Below are 23961 nucleotides of genomic sequence, written 5' to 3'. Positions count from 1 at the left end.
CATTGATGCTGATTGACAACATCGACTATGTTAACATTGTTAACTGGGTTGATAATACTAACTATATTAACGATTCTATAAAAATTGACTGTAAAACTTCTAAGGGGATGGGCTGATTCAGATAAATCTGCAGCATTCCTTTAGGCGTAATTTTATATCGCTCTAACTGTGCTTTGTATTCAATAACCGCGGCAGCTTCAATGTTAATATGATCTTTAAAAGGAATAATCCTTACGAATTTATTTCCAACATAAAAGCTCGGCAACTTCGCCCACAATTTTTCTTCTACCTCGTCAGGGACACTCTTTATTATAAGTTCCCGTACTTCGGTAAAAAGAGCTTGCACTTCCTCACTATATTTTTCCATATAATCCTGAATCGCTTTATCCATATCCTGTTTCTCCAATCAAACTAAGTCCAGTTATTTTCTATATCTCCTTTTCGATTCTTACTCAAAATCAGAGAAATGATCCTCCGGTCAAATGCATGAAGCAGTATTGCCAATAAAATAGATAATACATATACCGCTATTATATAAATAAAATCATCCTTAATCCTAATCTGGTCTCTTAGATATATAATAAATACGTTTTGGATAATATAAAGTTCAAGTGTAATTTCTCCCAAGAAAGAAAGTATCTTGTTTTTAAATTGAAGTTTCATCGTAATTAAGAATAATGTAAGGACCATAACAATAATCATCGGAAGCTGGCAGGATAATGTCTGTATTTTTTCCAAATATCCGGGATGTCCGTCCCATTCTGCCCAATAACCTTTCGTTCTTAGCATATTCAATGTCAATGCATATAAAACTCCGCTTCCTATCAGGCCTGCAGGAAGACATATCCAATAAGCTTTTTTAATATTTGTAATCAGTACATCATAATACCTGGCAAATGTCATTCCGATAAAAAATACAAAAGTACTGTTATACCACCACTCGCCTCTTAACCATGCGCCGCCGCTTTTGGTCTGAACATCATGTCCGAGAAAGAAACTCAGCGTCATAAAAGCAATAATAAATACTCCCATAGAAATGTAAGCTGCCTTTTCATTTTTCAGAGTTTTAAACAAAACATAGAATACGATGTATAAAATGAAAATTTCCACAACAAACCAAAGCTGCGTATTTAATAAAACCCATCCCGTTAAAGCACTGATTAATTCTGTGCCTGTAAATGTCTCGCCAAATGACATAGCCGTCAGTATAAAAATTGTATTTCCCACATAGAAAGGCACTATAATTGTGGACATCCTTTTCCGAAGAAATCCCTTTAAATAATCCGGTTTTCTTTTCAGGCTCGTATACACTCCATAGCCCGAACAGAAGAAAAACATTCCGACAAAAAAGACGCCCACATCGCACATTATATTCAATATTCCCTTGTCAAATCTGCCATATTGGGTAATCGTCTGTGATAAATGATGCAGGATAATACCAACAGCGCAAAAGCCTTGCAGTCCTTTCATAACGGACAGCGAAAATGCGTCCTCATGAAATTCCCCTTTTCTTTTTCCTTTTACTCCGGCAAATAATACTGCCAAAAGCACAACTATAAATATTCCAAGCGGCACCTATATTTCCTCCTTCTGTTCTTTCGCAAATTCAGTATTGCGGATACGACCGGCAATAATAATTGCGATAACGAAAATAATAAATGTAAATGCAAACGACTGTCGGCAGTCTTGTTCTGTTATCTTCCAACTCATGCTCCGGCTGGGCATGAGGGACAAAAAATACTTTTAACGATGATTTTTCAATATTCTCTAATCCTTAGGTGACCTGCGTAACGGCTTTATTATGCTGATTTATATAAAGAACTGCGATTAATGCAAAAGCAAAAAGTTGCGCAATCAATGTTCTTGCAATCATCATCTCATCTATTCCCGAATCGGTTGAAATATGAAGCAGATTGATAACAGCATTGTTGAAGAAGTGATCGGCCAGGCCAATCCAAATAACGCCTGACATTTCAAACAGCATTCCCCACATCAGGGCGATGCTGCCGGAAAGAAAAATATAACCGACACTATATAGAATCATGGTTTGGAAAGTCATCGTTCCGTCAAGCCAGCTCCTTATTGGCATCACGATATGCCATATTCCAAAAAGTAAAGCTGCCGCTGTGTTACTAATGGCGAAACTATACTTCCTTTGGGCAAGCTTGATAAATAAACCGCGGAAAATACCTTCCTCCATAACCGCATTGATTAAGTTAAAAATACAAAACAGTATAATGCAATATGCCGGCAATGTTGTATTAACACCAGTAACCGAAAAGCTGCTAAGGAAAAAGGAGAAGGAAGGATTTGCGCCCTGAGCCGAAAGTATGGCGTACTCCACTCCATATCCGATTATAAAACGAACTGTACCCAACCCTAACCCCAATAAGATAGGTATGTAAAGTCTTTTAAAATCAAAGCCTATCTCTTTCCAGGTCAAATGAATTAACCGCAATACAATGGCCAAGGCTAGTATTCCGCTCAGTTTATGTACAAAATTTTCATTCAGAATGGTCTCATCAAACCGGAGCTGTAAAGCCTCAAAAAAGCGTATTACAAAGCAAAAAATAAAGGTTGCCATAATTATCACTTCAGGCTTGCGGTTCTTTTCCGTTTTCATATTTGTATTCATTCCTTCCCCTTCGTCCAAAGTACAAAGCATCATGAAAACCATTGATTATCTTGGACTCTTTTACAATTTTGTATAGAGAATCCGGTATACTGACCTCCATAATAAATTGTATATTATTATATCGATTATATCTTCGATGTTGCTCAAAAAAAGTTGCAGTAATATTTCATCCGTCACTTAAATGCAACTGGTCAAACCCTACTTTTCCTCTTTAGAAGCACAATACGTCATCATTATTATACACCCAACATGCCTTGAGAAGTCAATAAAGAGGCCACTTGAACCTGGTGGGGCTTGACGAAATGCCGCATTTAAGAAATCGTTGTCAGATCAGGCAACACTTTTCAATATCTATAATTTCAAATCAACCTTTTTCATTTACTTAATAAACTGCCTAACCCCAAAAAAATAATATATTATTATATAAAGTGTTCTCTGTTTTCTACAAGGCATCTGCTTAAGATAACTATAATATTGTAAAAAACATTATGCATTACAAACAATTGTTGTAAGCTGTATATAAAATTGTAACTAAATATACAACCTAAGGAAAGAATAAAAATACCATGGAGTATGCCGTTTTGCAAGTTACTTTAAAAGAAAAGTTTATTGGCACAGGTTCTGGTAATATTTGTTTGCAGAAATACTTAATTATCGAATCAAATAAGAGTTTTCCATATATTTACAAGACCTCTTTTCCATCAATCCACACTTTGCAGATATTCGAAATATCCTTTATATTTTTATCCGGACTGCCACTGATAAGAACAATATCTGCTCTTTGCCCCGGTAAAATCTTTCCGGTGTTTGGAATACGATATGCCCTTGCAGCCTGCACTGTGGCACTCTTAAGTACATCAAGCTGCGTCAGCCCCGCCTCACAGAGAAGTTCCATCTCTGTGTGCAAACCGGAGCCAAACTTTATCTTAGGCAAAAAGGGAACATTATTCGCATCTGTCCCCGCCGCAATCGGAACACCATGTTCATAAAGTCTTTTTACATTGTCCTTAGCATTGCTGTAATCCTGCCGTCTATAGCCATAAATAAGAGACCTTGAAAACCCCCGCATCATACCAAGTGTTGGAACAACATAAGCCCCTTTTTCGGCAATCTGTCCTATCAATCCTTGGGGTATTTTTTCTTTTAATGGTACATGGATGTGAATATCAACGCCTGCATCTGATGCCATCTGCAAAGTTGGTACTGTAACCGCATGGGCGGCTACCAATAATCCCATATCGTGTGCAGACTTTACAATCCGTTCCAGTGTCTTTTTACTCATAGCCTTCAGAGCCATCCTTGGTGTTTCTTCCAAAATCACCTTAATATAGTCCGCCCCGTTTTTCTTTTCCTTTGCAGCAAAATCTTCTGGGTACGGCACCTCTCCAACTGCCATCGTACAGCATGACCATGCCTTTACAGAATCAGCAAGCCGCAATGCTTTTACGGATTGATCTAAAGTACATGCAGTCGTAACACCATGTTCTACCAAAGCATTTACATTTGTCTTGGAATTTACATGTGCATGTGCATCAATAAGTCCCGAAATCAAAAAAGCACCCTTTCCATCAATGACAGTATCCGCTGATATTTTGTCGGAAATCAATCCATTTTCTATGACAACCCAGCTATTGTCATTCATTTTTTCACCATCAAAAATGCGTACATTTGTAATCGCCGTAGTCATTGAATTACCTCCTATATTCGAAATAATTTTTCAGCATTGATATGTGCTATTTTTTCTCTATCCTCACTGCTGATCGGGGCGTTTTCAATAAAAGGCCTAGCTTCTTCGTTGCCGATAAACGGGCAGTCAACAGAATGAATAATCCGGTCTGCGCCTAATACCTCCACACAAAACTTTAGTTGTAGATAATCAAATATTCCGCTTGGTGTTACATAAACATTCTGCCTGAAATACTCTGTAACCGTTTTCTGGAGTTTTGTAATTTGGGGCGGGATAGACTGGTCAAGCCGGGAAAGAAAAAACGGAACCATCTCACCCCAGTGTCCGGCAATCAATTGTTCATCACTTTGCTGTATTTCAGCACCACACCGAACTCCGAATGGCACTCCAGATAGTTACCCTGACAGATAATGGAGTCGCCCACCTTCACTGCTTCATAATCGGCATCAGCTTTGTTTGAATTGCTGCGGCAGACATCGGCTTCGACTCCGGACGGTTTTCAAACGCTTTTACATAAGGATATGCCATAACTCCCCCTCCTTTGTGAGTTACCTTTTAAAAATGATATTAAATACATATAAGCAAATAATTAAAAAATATCTTCATTAGCTCTTACCATATTCTTTCTATATTTTACCACAAAGTAAAATAATATGTCGCTACATCTATAATTGCCTTCAATCTAAAAAAACAGAGCCTCAGTGACTCCGCCTTTTGGTACTTTATAATCTGTTCCTATGTTCTACCGAGAATCACGATACGGTAGAGCCACTGCTAACTGTTATGGTTGTCAGTGCCCTATCTCTATCTATGTTCATTTTATCAGGGTTGTTTTGTGGACATAAAAGACGTCTCCCTTCGCATACTTTTCAATACAAAACGTTACAGGACGGATGTACATAAAGCTCTTTTCCGATGGCCTTTTTGCCGAATTGTATGGCTTTCGCAGGGCATCGATTCACGCAACCAAGGCAACCTACACAATCACTGCCCCCAACCCACTTTTCCGTAAAGGTGATATTCTTCAACGGACAAAACTTTGTGCATTTTCTACACTTTGTAGCCCTGCCCCATAGTTAACGGCATTCAGGCACCTGCTTTTTGATGCACACCCAAGTAAAATTGCAAGTAATAAAATCCTTTTTTAACCGTTCTATCTCTACCTCCTGCTTATCTACAGTCAGGTGTAATCTTTCCAATTCACTGAATTCTTTACAGAATTATTCATTTGCAGTTTAAATTCCCGGCTTCACTCATAGGTGAATTCAATTATCCAACTGCAGTTTTTTTGGTGCTGAGATAAACTACAAATATAGAAATCACGACCCTTACTACATGCTGGAGTATAACGATATTTCCTGTGTAGAAACTATTTAAAAAAGATGAAACGCATATCAATAATAACGCAAGGATTGTCAACAGTGTTCTGTTTTTGATTTTTCTTATATTAGTAAAAAGCAAAAGTATGCTGCCTAAAAACATTAATACTGTAATCCATACTGGATTTGAAGCATTAACAGACCAAATCACAGCGTCGTATATCGCAAAGGACGCACATACTATAGTCAAAATAGTGTAGAATCTTTTCATAATAACCCAGCACTCTTTTTCGAATCACGTGGTAGTTGGCTTTGCGAATGATACTTATCCATCGCTTCTTTTTGCAGTGTATCCCAAACTGGTCTTGCATATTGGGTCTGTGTTTTCATTTTATCAAACGCTTCATATAGACCGTTCATTTCGTCAAATGTTCCCTGCACAACCCTGCTCATTGGCAATTTGTGATAAATTTTCATTGCCAAATAATAGACACCCTTGTATTGCCGGAACAGCTTGGCTTGAGTAGCCGGAGTGATTGTATAACCCAATCCCTCCAGGATAGAGAAGCCTTCGTCCGTGGCCTCTATCATACGCTTCAGAGCATGTTTGTCTTTTGACACTTTTTTAAAATCATTGTTAAATAAATAGTAGATTGAGTTCATGGGTAAAATCATTATATAATGGGATTTTAACCAAGCATCTATATTCTTTTGATAAGTAACCTTATATTTTTCACCAAATGCTTTTTTAATGACAGGGAAGGTCTCCATAGTGCCTCCTAACTCACCGGCCAGAACATTACCGCCCCCATGGATAGAAATAACAGTTCCTGTATCTGTTCGCATACCGGCGCTTATTTGGAAACCAAAAGCAACCTTCTTCTTTATTGCACTGTTTTTGATTAGAAAGTCGCGCATTGATTCTGCGTCCGCATTGTTTCCAACAAGGGCAATGTTTTCACTGACATTAGCCGCTAACACGGGAAGAACAGATTGAAACTGATGATACTGCATGACAACAAATATGATGTCATAATAGTCAGATGCCTCTAAGGAGCGGACAACGTTTATTTTATCAATAGTTTTTTTCCTCTGAAAGTAGTGTTGAATCACCAGCCCGTCTTGAGCCAATTGCTCATAGCGTTCACCACGTGCTAGCATAAAAACCTCATTTCCCGCCTGCATTAATGTATGAGCGAGATAACTTCCCAAAACTCCAGCACCATATACCAATATTTTCATTTTACTTACGTCCTTTCGTTACACGGTTTTGAAATATTCAAATCAATATTACAAAACTTATTATATGGCAATAACTTCACCTTGTCAATAAGTTTTGAAATTCTTTATAATATATTTCAAAACTTTCAAAAATGTGCTATACTAAGAATATCTTATTTGATAGAGGTGACAGGATGAGTAAATATGAGATTCGCACACAAAAGAAAAAAGATGCAATTATAAAAGCGTCTTTAGAGCTGTTCCGCACAAAAGGATATACCAATACCAGCATCAATGAAATAGCGGCATGCGCCGAGGTATCTGCTGTTTCCATTTATAATTACTTTCAGAATAAAGAAAATCTGGTCAAAGAATGTGCATCTGCACTTCTAGGAGAAGTGCAAGAAATGGTATCCTCCTTATTGTATGAGGAAATGAGTTTTAAGGATAGATTGCTGCGTGCAGTAACCCTTTGTGCAGAGAAACCCCACGAACTTTTAGCTGAGAATTTTTCACAAGAAGCATTAGAAGATAAAGTTTTTGTTGAATTGCTGGGTAGAGAAATGAGTAAAATACGGCTGGATGTTATTTCTGTATTTATTGAATCTGGCAAATCAGAGGGTGTCATTAATCCTTCTATTGCCACGGATACCATTCTTCATTTTTTGCTTGCGGCTTCTCAAGTGCAGGCTGCATGGAAAACACAAGAGGAGTATAAAGCAAATTCCAGAGAATTGTATCACTTAATTTTGTATGGAATGATTGGTCAGTAAGACCATATTCTTGATTCTACCAAGGGAGTGTAAGCCGGAGTATGTGAGCCAAAACGAACCACACTTTCTCGCCTACACTCCCCATTTATCTTTACAAAGCCACTGTTTTTTAAATAAGCCATCAGAAGAATGCAGTATAATCAGCACAGCACAAACGGCAATATTGGAATGCATCTAACGGCATAACATTGAAAGAATTGGATAGTTATTAACCAGCCTTGCCGTTCCATTAATCCTCCAAAAGCTCCCAGTATCTAGGCCTTTCAGCCATCCTTCCTCGTCATCAACACGACACTCTCAACATGCACTGTCCCCCCAAACTGATCCACCGCTCTCCCCCTCACAATTTCATACCCACCATCACACAGCACCTTCAAGTCCCTGGCCAGTGTGGCGGAGTCGCAGCTCACATAGACAATGCGTTCCGGCTGCATCTTGAGCATCGTATCGAGGCAGGCCTGGTCACAGCCCTTCCTCGGAGGGTCAACGACGATGACATCCGCATGGATTCCTTCCTGTTCATACTTCTCGGGAAGTACCTCTTCCGCTTTGCCTGTAAAGAATTCCACATTTGTGATTTGGTTAAATTCGGCATTCTTTCTGGCATCTTCAATTGCCTGAGGCACTATTTCTACTCCGTAAACCCGCTTTGCCTTTCCTGCGAGAAACAGCGAAATCGTTCCAATGCCGCAGTATAAGTCCCACACAGTCTCCTGACCCGTAAGCCCCGCATATTCCAAGGCAAGGCTGTAAAGTTTCTCTGTCTGTACCGGATTTACCTGATAAAAAGATAACGGCGATATGTGAAAAGAAATCCCTTTATCCGTCAGAGAGAAATCCGAGGTATTCCTCACGTGGATCGTATCGGTTATCGTGTCCTCGCCCCATATGGTGCGCACTTCTTTTCCCATAATCACATTGGTACGTTCTGTGTTGATACTTACTGACACGCTTGTCATTCCCGGTATCTCTTGCAGAAGTCCAATCAGCTTTTCCTGAGCAGGAAGCGGTTTGGAAGTATTGATTACAAGGCACACCATGATCTCGCCGCTTGTAAATCCCTTGCGAATCAAAATGTGCCTTACGATTCCCTTTCCCGTCTTCTCATCATAAGCTGTTATACCGTTTTCCTTCATGTAGCGAAGAACTGTCTCCAAAATTTCCTTATTTTCCTTCACTCCGAGAGCGCAGTCGGTATTGGCAATAATATCATGGGTCCTTCCTGCATAGAATCCTGTGATCAAGTTTCCGTCTTTATCCGTTCCTACCGGAAACTGTGCCTTGTTTCGGTAATGATACGGATTCTCCATACCGACAACAGGCTCCATAATATGGTCTACAAATTCCTTGTCAAAACCGCCGATTCTTATAAGATTATTTCGCACCTTATTCTGCTTATATTTAAGCTGAGCTTCATAACTCATAGCTTGAAGCTGACAGCCGCCGCACTGCTTATGGTATTTGCAGACCGGCGCGGTACGAAGGGAGGAAGGCTCCATTACCTTTTCCAGCCGGGCATATGCATAGTTTTTCTTCGCTTTCATAATCTTACAGGTCACCACATCTCCGATAACCGCATCCTTAATAAAAAGGGTATAGCCGTCAACCTTACCTATACCCTCTCCATCGCTGCCCATATCTTCAATTGTCACCGTAAGAATGTCATTCTTTTTATATTCCATTCCGTTCTCCATATCTGGTTCTCGCTGTCCTTATTCCAGCCTGGTTCCTCTTAAATTAGATTCGAACAGCCGGTTATAACCTAGCCATCCTGTTTCGGCAGTACCATTCAGAATCTCCGTGAAGGTCTGTATTTTAGCGTCCGTATTGTCCGCGAAATTCAAGGCCACCGCCTCGATAATTGCAGGCTTCTTCGGGGAACCGAATTCATATTCGCCGTGATGAGCCAAAATACAGTGCTTTAGTTCTGCCGCCAAAAGTGCAGGGAATCCATCTATCTTTCTTATTTTTTCTCCGATCATCTCCGTTCCCATAACAATATGACCGAGAAATTGTCCGTCCTCTGTGTAATCATTTTCAGGAAAAAGAGATAACTCTTTCGTTTTTCCAATGTCATGGCAGATAGCTGCGCTGATAAGCAAGTCTTTCTTCAAAAGGGGATATGCCGTACAATAATAGTCACACAGTTTGGTCACTCCAAGCGTATGCTCGAGCAAGCCTCCTACAAAGCCGTGATGCACTGTTTTTGCCGCGGAAGACTGCTTGAAAGCCTTAATAAAGTCCGTATCATCCACGAAAAATGCTTCCATCAGTCTTTTTAAATGCTTATTTTCAATGGCATTTATGTACCCCAAAAGTTCTCTATACATTTCTTCAATGTTCTTACTGCTTACCGGAAGATAATCCGCGGGATCGTATTCACCCTCCTGGCACTTTCTGATGCGCTTCACATTGACCTGTAAAGCCCCCTGGAAGCTCGTTACGTCTCCGTATACCTCGATATAATCCAGCGTATCGAAGTCACCGATTCCCGGATTGTTAGGGTCCCATATTTTAGCATCCACCGTACCCGTTTTATCCTGTAAAATCACGTTATCATAGGACTTTCCGTTCTTCGTAACCGCCGACTGCCTGAATTTGCATAAATAAATGTCGAAGATTCTGTCGCCTTCATTATAATCTTTTAAATATTTCATATGAATTTCCTATTCCTTTATTTATTCTAATTTTCCTAATGTTACATCTACTTCCATCTGCATATATTCCTCCGGCCCCTGCCTCATCAAAGTAATAGCAGCGCTTTCATTCGGCTGCAATTCAATCATTGCTCCTACCAGGTCTCCATAGGTTTTAATTTCTTTTTCTCCTATTGCCGTTATAATATCACCGCTCTGTATCCCCGCTGCCATAGCCGGAGAATCTAGCTCTATTTCCGTAATATAAGCTCCGTATGGTACGCCCAGCCTTTCATTAGCGTCGATTGTCACGTCGGTTCCGTAAGTTCCGAGATATGCCTGCTCTTTCTCATTGCTCATTTTTTCTATTTTTCTGCGAAGCTCTGTAATGCCTATGGCCGACACGAGATTCTGCATATCCTCGCTGTTGTAGGTGTTGTCAATGATTCCTAACACCTGCCCGCTTAAGTTAACGAGCACGCCTGACGCCTCTCTGCTCCCGTAAATATCCGTTGTTATCACTTTATAACAAGAATCTATCATATTCAGAGTCGTATTATTAGAGGTAACAATTCCATAACAGACGGAATCACTAGTTCCCAGGGGACTTCCTACCGCAATCACCGGCCTTCCGACTATGGCGCTGTTACTGGAGCTCCCCGTCAGATCGGCAAGAACGATACCCTCCAGCGTCTCCTTATCCACATCGCTTTCCGCCACAGAAATGACCGCCAGCTTCGTATTGCTGTCCTTCAGCTTAAGCTGTGCCTGAACCTGCTCTCCGCTGCCGAAGGTCACCATGATCGTCTCCGCATCTTCCAGCTTCTCATAATTGACAAGGATGAATATTTCCTTTCCCTGATCCGCCACAATAATACCGGACGTCTGGTCCTTGCTCTCATAGGGGTCACCCCACCAGTCGAGATTTGAGACGGAGGCGGTAACGGTGACGACAGATTTCGCTGCCGACTTCGCTGCCGCTGCCAAATCGCTGTACATAGCAAGATAATCATCCACATCCAGGCTGATGTTGTCCAGAACCTGAGCAATCTGTTCATCCTGAAGCTTTACTTCCGCAGGCGACTCTTCCTGTACCATCTCGGAATCGTCTACAATCATATCCTCCGGGAGCATCTCCTCCGTTTCCGCCGGAAGCTCAATCGGTGCCGGCTCTTCCTCCGGATAGAGCCAATTGCTGAGTACCGGCTCCAGGATCAAGAAGGTAAGACAGGCTACCAGCGCAAATATCACCGCCATCGCCGCCGTTATCACTGTTCTGCGAAGAAGCTTTTTTTTATCGATCGGCCTCTGCTTTATCTTTTCCGTTATAAAATCGGAATCCGGCGTATTCACGCCATTTTCCTGCCTTGTCTCTTTGTTTTGTTCCATTTCAGTAATCATACCTTTTCATTTTCATGTGCAGGTTATCGTAACATCCATAAGTATATCTTGTTTTTAGGTTAAAGTAAAGTTACTGTTCACACAGCGGCTTAGCACTGTTACAGTTCAGCCCTCGGCTAAACTGCAACATATATGCACACAAAATGCGATAAAACTGCATTTTGGCGCTTACAGCCCTCGCAAAATTGCACAGAGATGCAATTTTGGCTTCGCGGTATTGGAGGCTGAACTGTTACTTAGCACTTGCTGCTAAGCTGCGTAAGAACGTGACACAAGAGATGATTTCTGCTTCGCGCAGCGAATTCAAATGCAGAAATCATGGTTGCTGTGAACGGAGTGAACAGTAACAATAAATCTTTGCCAAACTCCCCTCTTCGCCGATAGTAATTTTCTCTCTCCTATGATATACTAGATAAAAATCTCTTCTTCGGCTTTTTAACGCCGGACGCCGCCAAATACCGTGAAATAATCCAATAAAAATTATCAGTCAGGAAAAAGAAAAGGATCATATGAACGAGAAAGTATTACGAACATTAGAATATAACAAAATCATAGGCATGCTGGTGGAAAAGGCTTCCTCCGATTTGGGGCGCGGGCTGTGCCGTGATTTACAGCCTCTTACTGATTTAGATGCGATCAACGAAGCACAGAGGCAGACTTCGGACGCCCTGTCCCGCTTATTTAAGAAAGGCTCCACCTCCTTTGGAGGCAATAAGGATCTGGGATATACTCTGAAATCTCTCAGCATCGGAAGCTCCTTATCCACTGCCGAATTATTGAAAATTGCCGGCTTACTGGAAAATGTCAACCGAATTAAAGCCTACGGGCGAAGCGAACGGGATGGTGACTTTAAAGATTCTCTGGACGAGTTTTTTGAAGGCTTGGAGCCTTTGACTCCTCTTGCGAACGAAATCCGCCGCTGTATTCTTTCGGAAGAAGAAATCAGCGATGATGCCAGCTCCACCTTAAAGCACATTCGAAGAAGCATGATGCTTACCGGAGATAAAATCCATTCCCAGCTTAACGCTATGGTAAACGGTTCTTACCGTACTTACCTTCAGGACGCGGTAATTACGATGCGTAACAACCGTTATTGTATTCCCGTCAAAGTAGAACACAAGGGGCAGGTTCCCGGTATGATTCACGATCAGTCCTCTACCGGCTCCACTTTATTTATCGAGCCGGCCGCTATTGTAAGCCTGAATAACCAGCTAAAAGAGCTGGAGCTGAAGGAACAGGAAGAAATCGAAATTATTCTGGCAAATCTGAGCATTCAAGCTTCCGAGCATATTGAAGCGCTCTCTCAGAATCAGGAAATTATGACCTCACTCGATTTTATCTTTGCCAAGGCATCCCTCGCTATGGAACAGAATGCTACCGTCCCTATATTTAATAACAGCCGTTATATAAATATCCGCAAAGGCCGACATCCTCTTCTGAATAAGAAAAGGGTGGTTCCTATCGATATTTATCTAGGTAAGGATTTCGATTTGCTTATTATTACCGGACCGAACACCGGCGGCAAGACCGTTTCTCTAAAAACGGTCGGATTGTTTACCCTAATGGGACAGGCCGGGCTTCACATACCTGCCTTGGATCGCTCGGAGCTTTCTATTTTTACCGAGGTCTATGCGGATATCGGAGATGAGCAGAGCATCGAGCAGAACTTGAGTACCTTTTCCTCCCATATGACGAGTATCGTCTCTATACTGAAAAATGCGGATGAGAATTCCCTCTGCCTGTTCGACGAGCTCGGCGCGGGAACAGACCCTACGGAAGGCGCGGCCCTTGCCATCGCCATATTGGACAATCTTCATAAGAAGCAAATACGTACCATGGCTACCACTCATTACAGCGAAATAAAAGTATACGCACTTTCTACCCCGAACGTGGAAAATGCCTGCTGTGAATTCGATATCAATACGCTGCAGCCCACTTACCGTTTATTGATCGGCATCCCGGGCAAAAGCAACGCCTTCGCCATTTCCTCAAAGCTGGGGCTTCCCGATTATATTATCGACGCAGCCAGAGAACAGATCAGTCAGGAAAAGGAAAGCTTCGAGGATTTGATTTCCGGCTTGGAGAATAGCCGCATCACTATAGAGAAGGAGCAGCTTGAAATCGCCTCTTACAAGGAGGAGATCAAGAACCTCAAGGAGCAGCTAAAGTCCAAGCAGGAAAAAATAGATGAGACCAGAGAGCGAATTCTGCGCGAGGCGAATGAGAAGGCACGAGACATTTTGCAAGAGGCAAAGGATGTTGCCGACGAAACGATCCGTGTCTTCCAGAAAGCCGGACCGGGAGCTTCCATGAAGGATTTGGAGAAATCCCGGGAAAAGGTGCGGGACAAAATTTCCCAGAAAAATGATAAGCTCGCCTTAAAGTCCGCCCAACCTCAGAAAAAGCAGTTGACGCCGGATCAGCTTAAGCTGGGTGACGGTGTAAAGATTTTATCTATGGGCCTCAAAGGAACGGTAAGCTCTCTGCCTGATCATAAGGGGAACCTTTTCGTACAATGCGGTATCATACGTTCGGCAGTAAACATCAAGGATTTAGTTCTTTTTGATGACGAGGCGGTGTCTTCACCGGTCTTGCAGCGTTCCGGCGGCAGCAAGATAAAGATGTCTAAATCTTACCACATTTCTACGGAAATCAATTTATTGGGCAAGACAGTAGACGAAGCCTTGGCAGAACTGGACAAATATCTGGACGATGCCTATCTGGCCCATCTTCCCAGTGTGCGCATCGTACACGGAAAGGGCACCGGGGCATTGCGGAATGCCGTACAGAAACACTTGAAGAAGGCGAAATATGTAGAGTCTTATCGCTTGGGTGAATTTGGAGAAGGAGACGCAGGCGTTACCATTGCAACTTTTAAATCATAAGCTACGGCATTTTTCATATGCCGACCATCATTAAAATACCGGGAGGGTAATTACAATGGTTAATAAACAGAAAATTTTAATTGTAGATGACGACAACAACATAGCGGAGTTAATTGCCCTTTATCTTACAAAGGAATGCTTTGAGACAATGATTGTAAACGACGGGGAATCCGCACTTACGGCCGTAGATACCTTCAGTCCGAATCTGATTCTTTTGGATTTGATGCTTCCGGGTATCGATGGCTATCAGGTATGCCGGGAGGTACGTGCCAAATCTTCAATTCCGATTATTATGCTGTCGGCCAAGGGGGAAATTTTCGACAAGGTTCTCGGCTTGGAGCTGGGTGCTGACGACTACATGGAAAAGCCATTTGACTCCAAGGAATTGGTAGCAAGGGCTAAAGCGGTTCTTCGCCGCTACAAACCTATAACCTCAGTTTCCGAAGCCTCGGACGTAAAAAGTGTGGAATACCCCAATCTCATCATCAACCAAACCAATTATTCCGTTGTCTATATGGGAAATACAGTGGATATGCCTCCCAAAGAGTTGGAACTTTTGTATTTTCTCGCGGCTTCTCCTAACCACGTGTTCACCAGAGAGCAGTTGCTCGATCAAATCTGGGGGTACGAGTATATAGGAGATACGAGAACCGTAGACGTACATATCAAGCGACTTCGGGAAAAAATAAAAGACCATGATACGTGGCGCATTGCTACTATATGGGGCATCGGTTATAAATTCGAAGTAAAAATGTGAAAGGATAGCTGATAATTTTATGAGAAAGACTCTCTACTTGAAATTCGTCCTGGGATATATTATCTTCGGTTTTTTCGGCTTTATCGTAGTTGCTACCTTCGTCTCCAGTATGACATTGGAGCACATCAAGCGGGAAAAGGCGGATTCCCTCTATAAAGAAGCTACCTTGATTGCCAATACCTACGCTTCGGATTTATATAACAGTGAGACCTCGCTGGATACGGTAAAGAGTCAGTTGGACGCTCTGGACACTTATCTGTCCGCCACCATTTGGATCATCAATCCTTCCGGCCGTATGATTCTCGATTCCTCCGCTCCTGTGGACGTGGCAAATGAAGTAGTAATCAAGAACTTTGACGCTACTGTTACCGCCGCATCTTACTATACGGTAGGCACCTTCTTCGATACTTTCAATAACGAGACTTTGAGCGTATTCGCTCCGATTACCTCTAATTTTAAGGTAAAGGGATATGTAGTGATTCATATGCCCATGAGCTATATCCGTGCCTCCAGCGACAGCCTGCTGAATATTTCCTATATTATGCTGATTATCTTATTTTTGCTGTCCCTTATTATTTTGATATTCTTTACCGAGATGGTTTACCTGCCGCTTCGCAAAATCACAGAAGCCACCGAACAATATGCCAGCGGCAATATGCACTATGAGTTTCAAGTGGACAGCGAGGATGAAATCGGTTATCTCGCTGCCACACTTTCCTATATGGCCAGCGAAATTGCCCGTTCCGAGGATGACCAGAAAAAATTTGTGGCAAATGTATCCCACGACTTCCGTTCTCCTTTGACCTCTATCAAAGGATATTTGGAGGCGATGCTGGATGGGACGATTCCCCCTGAAATGCATGAAAAGTATTTAAATATTGTTTTAAATGAAACGGATAGGCTGCACAAGCTTACAAATGGGCTTTTGGCTCTAAATAACCTGAATACAAAGGGAATGTTACTCGACAGGACTAACTTCGAGCTGAACCGCATCATCCGCAATACGGCCGCTTCCTTTGAAGGGACCTGCCGCAGCAAGACAATCGCAATCGAGCTGGTGCTTACCGGCGATACCATGTATGTCAATGCTGATATGGGAAAGATTCAGCAGGTACTATACAATCTTTTGGATAACGCCATTAAATTCAGCCACCATGACTCTGTCATCAAGATTGAAACCAATATAAAAAATAATAAGGTATTTGTTTCCGTAAAGGACAGCGGTATCGGCATACCAAAAGAAGACTTGAAGTTAGTATGGGATCGTTTCTATAAATCGGATTCCTCCAGAGGAAAGGATAAAAAAGGCACCGGACTGGGGCTTTCCATAACAAAGGAAATTATTCATGCTCATGGCGAGCACATCAATGTTATAAGCACACAGGGCGTTGGCTCAGAATTTATCTTTTCGCTGGCGAAGACGAATGTTGATGACGAAGACTGACAGGCGAACTTTATTCCCGTGAGCGATGAGCCCAGCACAAGCTTGCTACGGGGTATTTGACTCTTTCCAGTTCAGCCTGTGAAGCTCTCCCGTCAGCTTCATGCTTTCAAAATCATTCTGCCTAAGCGCTTCATAGAGTACGACGGCCACGGAATTCGCCAGATTCAGCGAGCGGATTTTATCGAGCATCGGAATACGAATACAGGTTTCCTCATAATCTACCAGAATTTCCTCCGGAATGCCCGCACTTTCTTTCCCGAACATAATATAGTCATTTTCTTCAAATCGGACGTCTGTGTATACATGCTTCGCTTTGGTAGTCGCCATCCATATTCTGGCTCCCGGATTCTTTTCTATGAATTCCTCGAAGTTCATATATGTTCTTACATCCAGATGCTCCCAGTAATCCATCCCTGCGCGCCTGATTTCCTTTTCATTCAATTTAAAGCCTAAAGGCTCTATCAAATGCAGCGTAGCTCCCGTCGCCACACAGGTACGCCCTATATTCCCCGTATTCGCCGGAATCTCCGGCTGATGCAATACAATATTCATCTCTGATATCCTCCTGTTTCATTCTATCTTTAACAGCTTTATTTCTACTATTCTTTTAACATCCGCCTATTATATCATACTTTTCCTCCTACTTCCACGATGTTTATAAACCCTTAAGTTACTCTAATTTATAGATTTAACACAAGCAGATGCTCTTCCATCATAGGGTAGCACTCGGCCTCTATATTTCCACATCTCAAAGGTGAAAGGCAACAAGAAGAAATATATATACAACAAGCTGAAAGCTGCACAAAGGCTGAACGATTAGAAAATGCATGTCTCGAAGCTTTGGTTAATGGCTATTTAAAGTTAAAAATGAATATAATGTATTTATAAGGCAGCCGGTGGGCGGTTCATACCATCCGTTCCGAGTTCTGAGGAAAGGGGTGGTGATTATGTACGTGACATGGAGTGATTTAATTTCCTTTGTCGTTATGATTACTGGCATTATTGCTTTAACCATAAAGTTACATAAAAAATAGCCGTCCTGCCCTGACAAGCTAACGACTATTTTTTAGTATAAGTTTCGCCGGAGCGGATAGGTTTGCGCTATCGCATCGGCTGTTCTGTAAGTACATTATACCAAACTATGTATAATTGTCAAATATAGAAAATTGCTTCTGTATCATATCCCCATAGCTGCCACCGTACCTTCCCTTCTGAATAATACAGAATCTAACCCAATATGTATTGACAGGCTGATCAGTCACGCTGCAAAGATTATACTCATAATGATGCCGAAGAATTAAGACGGAACATATGCGTTTTTCTACATGCTTCCTTATCACAAATGGCACATTTATCGCATTTCTCTATCGTTAGATTTCCTGTAAACACACCATTCTTAATTTTCTTTTAAATAATGGCTTTATATCTGTTTTTTTACGAGAATTCAAGTATACTCTAGATAAGGTTCCTCCACATATACCAAACGATTTCTTAAGAAATACCCACGCAGGTATTTTCTCCTTCTATTATGAGAAAAACTTTACATACCATAAGGACAACAAAAATTTATTGGAAACATTGTGCTTGTTTGTTTCAGCTTGCAGGCCATGAGGAAAGGAATGATTATCTATATGAAAAGAAAAAGGATTATTGCAGCAGCGTTGTTTGCCGCCGGCACTTTGGGGCTGACCGCCTGCGGAAGCGCTTCAAGTGCTTCAAGTTCTGCCTCAGCAGCGCCCGCTCATGCTACTATGGAGGTTGTGGAAGAGGCTAACGCAGCTACTGCTGCTACTGTTCCGACCGCACCTGCTACCCCCTCGGTCAGTGTTGCTGCCTTCGGCTCGTCAGAAAATACCATTACCGTTAACAGTAATGAGAAAGTAACGGTCGTTCCCGATATTGCCCAAGTTGTGTATTCCGTTCAGACCCAGGCAAAGGATGCCGCAGGATGTCAGAGCAAAAATTCAGAGGATGTAAATAAGGTCATCGAACAACTGAAGGCTTTGGGCATTGCTGAAGCCTCTATTCAAACCTCGGATTACTACATGTATCCAATCTACGATTACAGCGGCAATACGCAAAAGATTACCGGTTATCAAGCTACAGCTACTTTAACAGTATCAGGTTTGCCGATTGATGATCTTGGTAACATCCTGACACAGTCCGTAAGCACGGGAATCAATAATATCCAGTCCATTACCTACCAGTCAAGCCGCTACGATTCTGCCTATCAGGAAGCCTTAAAGCTCGCCGTTGGCTCTGCAAAGACAAAAGCGTTGGCTCTTGCCGAAGCCGGAGAATGTACTATCGGCAGCGTTGCAAACATAGTGGAGAACAGCAATTACGGTGAAGCGCGCTACACGGATAATGCCCTCTCCTCTAAGATGAACGCTTCCGTCACTAAAGAAATGCTCGCCGATACCGGTGCAAATATTATGCCTGGCGAAATGGACGTTGAAGTAAATATAACTGTAGAATATTTTATTCAATAGATGCCCTTTTGCCTAAACGATAAATTTTATCCGAAGGAAGCTGCCGGAATATATTTTGCTCCTATCTACCGCTTTAGCGGGTTACGAATCAAGAAGGATGAAAGTGCACTTCTTTCAAACTTATATCCATATCCTCTCTGGTGGACAGGAAATCAATAGTTGAAAGTTTTTCTTTCAACCTTCATTCCTCTGCTCAGAAGAATATCAGCAACAAAGCATTATCTATAATACAAAAAAAGGGGGTTCCCAAGTCATGCAATGTCTTGAGGAATCCCTCTTTTTTATATTCATTCTTTTTTATACGCTGACTTTTTATACCCTATCTTTCTTTATACACTATCTCCCTTGCTCCTTACGCAACTTATCCACAAAATTCTTCAGTCTTCCGATAGCAACCTTCAAATTCTCCAATGAATACGCATACGAGATACGAAGGAAACCTTCCCCGCAATCGCCGAAGGCCGTTCCAGGCACTACTGCTACCTTTTCCTCCTGAAGAAAACGGTTGGCAAATTCCTCGCTTGTCATCCCAAATTCCTTAATACTGGGAAATACATAAAATGCGCCGAAGGGTTCGAAACATTCCACCCCCATTTCCTTAAAGCTATGCAGCAGGTAACGTCTCCTTTGATTGTATGCCTCTCTCATCTGAGCCACATCCGCATCCCCGTTCTTAAGTGCTTCCACGGCTGCATACTGGCTGGTGGTAGGGGCACACATAATGGCGAACTGATGGATTTTAATCATCTGCTCCATAATTTCTTTGGGTCCGCAGGCATAACCGAGCCTCCATCCCGTCATGGCATACGCTTTGGAAAAACCGTTGATCAATATAGTCCTTTCCTTCATTCCCGGAAGAGAAGCGATGGATATATGTTTTTCCTTATATGTAAGCTCTGCGTAAATTTCATCGGAAATAACGAAAAGATCTTTCTCGATTACAATCTTAGCAATTTTCTCCAAATCCTCCCTTTCCATAATCGCACCCGTCGGGTTATTGGGAAAAGGCAGAATCAGTATCTTCGTTTTCTCTGTAATGGCTTCCAGAAGCTCCTCAGGCATCAGGCGGAATTCATTTTCTGCTTTCAGCTCGATAATGACCGGAACTGCGTTTGCCAGTATCGTACATGGCTCATAGGATACATAGCTTGGCTGGGGAATCAGTACCTCCTCGCCGCCATCTATCATGGCGCGAAGCGCAATATCGATTGCCTCGGAGCCGCCTACCGTCACGATAACTTCGTTATTATAATGATAGTCGATGCCCTGACTCCTATTTAAATAGTTGCAAATTTCTATTTTTAAGTCTTTCAGCCCCGCATTCGAGGTGTAGAAGGTGCGTCCTTTTTCGAGGGAATAAATGCCCTCGTCCCGGATGTGCCAAGGCGTATCGAAATCGGGCTCTCCTACGCCGAGGGAAATCGCGTCTTGCATCTCGCTCACCACATCAAAAAACTTTCGGATGCCGGATGGCTTGATATTAACAACCTTGTCAGCTAGTGGATTTCTCATGGCGTAATTTTCTCCCTTTCATCTTCATATTTTTTGGTTAAAATTGTGCCATGGTCCTTGTACTTTTTAAGTATAAAGTGGGTCGCCGTACTAAGAACGGTATCTAAGGCGGAAAGCTTGTCGGATACAAAAGCAGACACTTCTTTCAAAGACTTTCCTTCCAGAGTAACGAGCAGGTCGAAACCACCAGAAATCAAATATACAGAATTTACCTCAGGGTACTTATAAATCCTCTCTGCAATATTATCAAAACCTTGACCTCGCTGAGGTGTAACACGAACCTCGATAAGGGCTGTTACCTTTTCGATGGATGTCTTTTCCCAATCGATCATCGTATGATAGCCGCATATAATGCCTTCTTTCTCCATAGCCGCCAGTTCGTTTACCACATCGATTTCTTCCGCCCCCAGTATGACTGCCAGCTCCTTCACATCTATACGGCTGTTCTTTTCTATTATCGATAAAATCTGCTCTCTCATACTTCCTCCATTCCGCCTCTATGAGGCAGCATCTTTTTACATTATACAATCATTATATGGCACATTTCACCTTTAAAGTACCCGAAACAGCTCATCCGATTTGGACGGCTCTAAGAATCTTCTCTCATCTCCATTTATGACAACTCTGTCATTACTGTCCGTGGTCTTCCCCACTACCGACGCAGGGATTCCCTCCTGTTCCAGCGCCTTTACCAAATCATGGCCGTTATCCGCCGCCATCAAGAGACATCCTCCCGATAGAAGCTCGTAAGGATTGATTTCAAAAAACTCACAGACCTCGATAGTCTCCTGCTTTACCGGCAGCTTTTTCAAATCAATTTCCAGTCCAACGCCTGCTCCTTCCGACATTTCCCAAAGGGCACCGAATATCCCGCCCTCCGTAACGCTGTGCATTGCACGAACGCCGGACTTAACGGCAGTAGCCGCCTCTGGAACAACCGACAGAAATCTATCCAATTCTTTCGCCTCTTCCACCAGACGGACCGGGTACCTCGTAAGGAGCGGTTCTTCCATTCTCCGCGCTATTACCGCGGTTCCTTCCAAGCCTATCCACTTGCTCACCACTACGTCCTGCCCGGGCTTTACATTCCTCACAGAGCTGTCATAAGCCTTCTTCGCTTTACCGATGCCGGACACGCTAAGAACAGGGCTTACTACTGCACCTGTTACTTCTACCGAGCTTTCCGCAATCTGCACCTTCAGCTTCCCGCATTCTTCTTCCATCCGAAGCATCATATTCTTAATATCGGACTCTTCCGCAGATTCAGGGAAAAAGCCGGATATCATTACTGCTACCGGCTCTGCTCCCGACGCCGCAAGCCGGTTCACGCACGAATATAGGGCAGACCGTTCACCTTCCGGACCATATCCCACCATTGGAGCGGAGGAAGCTACAGTAAGCTCCTCGCCTTTAAAAGAAAAAATGGCGCAGTCTTCCCCTATTCCTGCGCCAATCAATACTTCTTCTCTTTTCATTTTTATCTGTTTCAGGACCGAACGCTTATAGACGTTCTCCATTATCTTTCCTGCTTTCATCTATGGCTCCCGTCTGTGTGCTTTAGTACGCATATAAGCTTCTTATTCTGCCGGTTGTTCCGCTGGCTGCTCCGCCGGCTGTTCTGCCGCCTCTATCTGCTGTTGATCTACCGGAGCTGCATTGGGCGTAGCGAATTGTGCCAAAGAAGCTGCCACATTTTTCACATGGTCTATGCTATTCGTAGCCACTGCCGCCAGCATCTGATTATATGCGTTCACATCATTGGTAGACAAGCCTACGGTAGCCGTACGCGGCACCATCTTATAGCTGCTGCTGTTCACCTGTTCACGGCTCACTTCTACACCGTTCTCCGTTACCACCTTCCAAAGCTTCGCCTTATAACCGATATGCGCAGACTGCGTAATCACCTGACCGAGAGGTATTGCCGGATCTGTATAAATTACTTCCGTATCCGGATTGGTTACGGACAGCACTTCGCTCACATAGGAAACCTTGCGCTCCTGAGAGCGGGTTTCAACACCATATATCGTAAATGTGATAACTTTATTCGCAGTTTTCCCTTCTATATAAATAGGATATTCTGTATTGTTGATAAAGCGGAAATCCTTTCCTGACGACTCTGCAATCGCAGCATCTGCCGAAGGATCGACATAGCTGACTATCATAGAGTGATTGTGGCGCTCCGTCACCTCCAGCTCCGAAAGCAGCACTGCGTTATATAAGGTGGTAGACACCTGACAGATACCTCCGCCCAAACTATCCACTACCTGTCCGTTCAAATAAGAGCCTGCCATATAATAACCGTTGGCTTCCGTAAACGGGGATACCTCATTATACGTAGAAAATTCATCTCCCGGATACACCGTTGTTCCCGATATCAGATTACAACCATTCGTAACATTTTCGCTTCTGTCACGGCCAGAAGTAGAAAAACTGGTGCTGAAGGTTCCCAGCACATCCTTTACCTTGGCAAGTTCCTCCGCATTTCCTCTGGGCTCATCTACAATAACTGCCAGCGCAATACGTACCGGTTCAAAATTCCAATCGTTTAAAAAGTAATCGTATATCTGCTGTAAGGATGTTTCTTCATCCACCACATATCCGGTCTGACCCGGTATTACGGAAAATCCGCTGTCCGTCTTGGTAAGGACGGCATCTTGGGCTTCCACGTTATATTGTCCGCATTGTCCCTCGAGAAGGCTGCGAATCAACTCTTTATCCAAGTCATACTTTAACTCAAACACTTTATTTTCATGCAGCAAATCCTGTAACGCTTTATATCGCTGCACCACATTTCCCTTTTTGCCGAACGCGACAGCATCCTCAACAACTTCAGGATTCGCCCATGTAAGCCCCATCTCACCTGCGGTCACAATTATCTCATTGTTATTCACCGCCTGAAGCGTGACCGGAGTCTCCTTCAAGTTATTTATATATTCCTCAACCATTTGCTCAGCTTCCGCCGCCGTCTTCCCGGAAACATCTATCTGGCCCACATAAATGCCGCTTTCAATAGTATTCCCGGCCTTCGCCTGCACCGGATATCCCATCTGCATAAATGCAAATATGAAAAAAGCTGCTGCGATGGTCAGCTTCCTTCTCCATCTACTCATAACTTCTCCTCTTAATCTATCCTATCAACTGTATTTCCAGTTACTATTCAGCCTTCCATACCGCCAAGCCAAAATTGTGTCTCTATTCA

20 protein-coding genes are annotated in these 23961 nt (G+C 42.7%); 5 read left to right on the top strand and 15 right to left on the bottom strand.

All coding sequences use genetic code 11. From position 1 onward, the window contains the following. Positions 1-61 precede the first annotated feature (61 nt). The 7 genes from CC90_RS0117520 to CC90_RS0117485 all read right to left on the bottom strand — a co-directional run bounded on the left by CC90_RS0117520 (position 62) and on the right by CC90_RS0117485 (position 6883). Positions 62-391, bottom strand: coding sequence for a DUF1801 domain-containing protein (locus CC90_RS0117520; protein WP_031392019.1), 330 nt, complete (start codon positions 389-391; stop codon positions 62-64). A 20-nt stretch (positions 392-411) separates the two neighbouring features. Then, a complete protein-coding gene (locus CC90_RS0117515) occupies positions 412-1575 on the bottom strand; it encodes an acyltransferase family protein (RefSeq protein ID WP_051869748.1) in 1164 nt (387 codons plus the stop codon). Continuing rightward, positions 1576-1710 (bottom strand): hypothetical protein, encoded by a 135-nt coding sequence (locus CC90_RS24870; protein WP_278245485.1) that lies wholly within the window; start codon positions 1708-1710, stop codon positions 1576-1578. Between the two features lie 64 nt (positions 1711-1774). Continuing rightward, a complete protein-coding gene (locus CC90_RS0117505; protein ID WP_157837562.1) occupies positions 1775-2635 on the bottom strand; it encodes a CPBP family intramembrane glutamic endopeptidase in 861 nt (286 codons plus the stop codon). A gap of 682 nt (positions 2636-3317) precedes the next feature. Beyond that, complete coding sequence (locus tag CC90_RS0117500; RefSeq protein WP_031392016.1) at positions 3318-4322, bottom strand: amidohydrolase family protein; 1005 nt, start codon at positions 4320-4322, stop codon at positions 3318-3320. A gap of 11 nt (positions 4323-4333) precedes the next feature. Further along, on the bottom strand, positions 4334-4708 hold the full coding sequence (locus tag CC90_RS0117495) for an amidohydrolase family protein (protein WP_242843328.1): 375 nt from the start codon (positions 4706-4708) through the stop codon (positions 4334-4336). A 1200-nt stretch (positions 4709-5908) separates the two neighbouring features. Beyond that, positions 5909-6883 (bottom strand): ketopantoate reductase family protein, encoded by a 975-nt coding sequence (locus CC90_RS0117485; RefSeq protein ID WP_051869746.1) that lies wholly within the window; start codon positions 6881-6883, stop codon positions 5909-5911. 173 nt (positions 6884-7056) lie between these two features. Here CC90_RS0117485 and CC90_RS0117480 point away from each other — a divergent pair, with 173 nt between their 5' ends. Continuing rightward, entirely contained in the window at positions 7057-7635 is a 579-nt protein-coding gene (locus tag CC90_RS0117480; RefSeq protein ID WP_031392013.1) for a TetR/AcrR family transcriptional regulator, read from the top strand. Between the two features lie 263 nt (positions 7636-7898). Here CC90_RS0117480 and rlmD read toward each other — a convergent pair whose 3' ends face one another. Genes rlmD through CC90_RS0117465 form a run of 3 tightly spaced genes read right to left on the bottom strand, consistent with a single transcriptional unit; the run spans position 7899 to position 11660 of the window. Next, positions 7899-9317, bottom strand: a complete 1419-nt coding sequence (gene rlmD, locus CC90_RS0117475) for a 23S rRNA (uracil(1939)-C(5))-methyltransferase RlmD (RefSeq protein WP_031392012.1) — start codon at positions 9315-9317, stop codon at positions 7899-7901. Between the two features lie 30 nt (positions 9318-9347). Further along, a complete protein-coding gene (locus CC90_RS0117470; RefSeq protein ID WP_031392011.1) occupies positions 9348-10292 on the bottom strand; it encodes a 3'-5' exoribonuclease YhaM family protein in 945 nt (314 codons plus the stop codon). Between the two features lie 21 nt (positions 10293-10313). Then, complete coding sequence (locus CC90_RS0117465) at positions 10314-11660, bottom strand: S1C family serine protease (protein WP_242843327.1); 1347 nt, start codon at positions 11658-11660, stop codon at positions 10314-10316. A gap of 521 nt (positions 11661-12181) precedes the next feature. On the opposite strand from CC90_RS0117465, the gene CC90_RS0117460 reads away from it, so the two are divergent. From CC90_RS0117460 to CC90_RS0117450, 3 genes are read left to right on the top strand one after another with little or no spacing between them, the layout of a single operon-like run. Next, complete coding sequence (locus tag CC90_RS0117460) at positions 12182-14557, top strand: endonuclease MutS2 (RefSeq protein ID WP_031392009.1); 2376 nt, start codon at positions 12182-12184, stop codon at positions 14555-14557. Positions 14558-14612: 55 nt separating this feature from the next. Continuing rightward, a complete protein-coding gene (locus CC90_RS0117455) occupies positions 14613-15314 on the top strand; it encodes a response regulator transcription factor (RefSeq protein WP_031392008.1) in 702 nt (233 codons plus the stop codon). 19 nt (positions 15315-15333) lie between these two features. Further along, a complete protein-coding gene (locus CC90_RS0117450; RefSeq protein WP_031392007.1) occupies positions 15334-16758 on the top strand; it encodes a sensor histidine kinase in 1425 nt (474 codons plus the stop codon). Positions 16759-16803: 45 nt separating this feature from the next. Here the strand turns inward: CC90_RS0117450 and trmL are convergent, their stop codons facing one another. Further along, on the bottom strand, positions 16804-17310 hold the full coding sequence (gene trmL / locus CC90_RS0117445; RefSeq protein ID WP_031392006.1) for a tRNA (uridine(34)/cytosine(34)/5-carboxymethylaminomethyluridine(34)-2'-O)-methyltransferase TrmL: 507 nt from the start codon (positions 17308-17310) through the stop codon (positions 16804-16806). A 1079-nt stretch (positions 17311-18389) separates the two neighbouring features. Between trmL and CC90_RS0117440 the strand changes: the two genes are divergently transcribed. Then, on the top strand, positions 18390-19250 hold the full coding sequence (locus CC90_RS0117440; RefSeq protein WP_031392005.1) for an SIMPL domain-containing protein: 861 nt from the start codon (positions 18390-18392) through the stop codon (positions 19248-19250). Between the two features lie 336 nt (positions 19251-19586). Here CC90_RS0117440 and CC90_RS0117435 read toward each other — a convergent pair whose 3' ends face one another. The 4 genes from CC90_RS0117435 to CC90_RS0117420 form a co-directional block, all read right to left on the bottom strand. Then, entirely contained in the window at positions 19587-20762 is a 1176-nt protein-coding gene (locus CC90_RS0117435) for an aminotransferase class I/II-fold pyridoxal phosphate-dependent enzyme (RefSeq protein WP_031392004.1), read from the bottom strand. Next, positions 20759-21241: an Lrp/AsnC family transcriptional regulator gene (locus CC90_RS0117430; protein WP_031392003.1), complete on the bottom strand. Its 483-nt coding sequence runs from the start codon at positions 21239-21241 to the stop codon at positions 20759-20761. The genes CC90_RS0117435 and CC90_RS0117430 overlap by 4 nt, the downstream gene beginning before the upstream one ends. Positions 21242-21313: 72 nt before the next feature. Next, positions 21314-22297 carry an AIR synthase-related protein gene (locus tag CC90_RS0117425; RefSeq protein ID WP_031392002.1) on the bottom strand — a complete coding sequence of 328 codons (984 nt, stop codon included), beginning with the start codon at positions 22295-22297 and terminating at the stop codon, positions 21314-21316. A gap of 42 nt (positions 22298-22339) precedes the next feature. Next, a complete protein-coding gene (locus CC90_RS0117420; RefSeq protein ID WP_031392001.1) occupies positions 22340-23872 on the bottom strand; it encodes a VanW family protein in 1533 nt (510 codons plus the stop codon). Between the last annotated feature and the right edge of the window lie 89 nt (positions 23873-23961).

This window comes from Kineothrix alysoides (assembly GCF_000732725.1).
Taxonomy (GTDB): Bacteria; Bacillota; Clostridia; order Lachnospirales; family Lachnospiraceae; genus Kineothrix; species Kineothrix alysoides.
The sequence above is the reverse complement of the archived record's forward strand: the minus strand, read 5'-3'. Positions and strand labels throughout refer to the sequence as shown.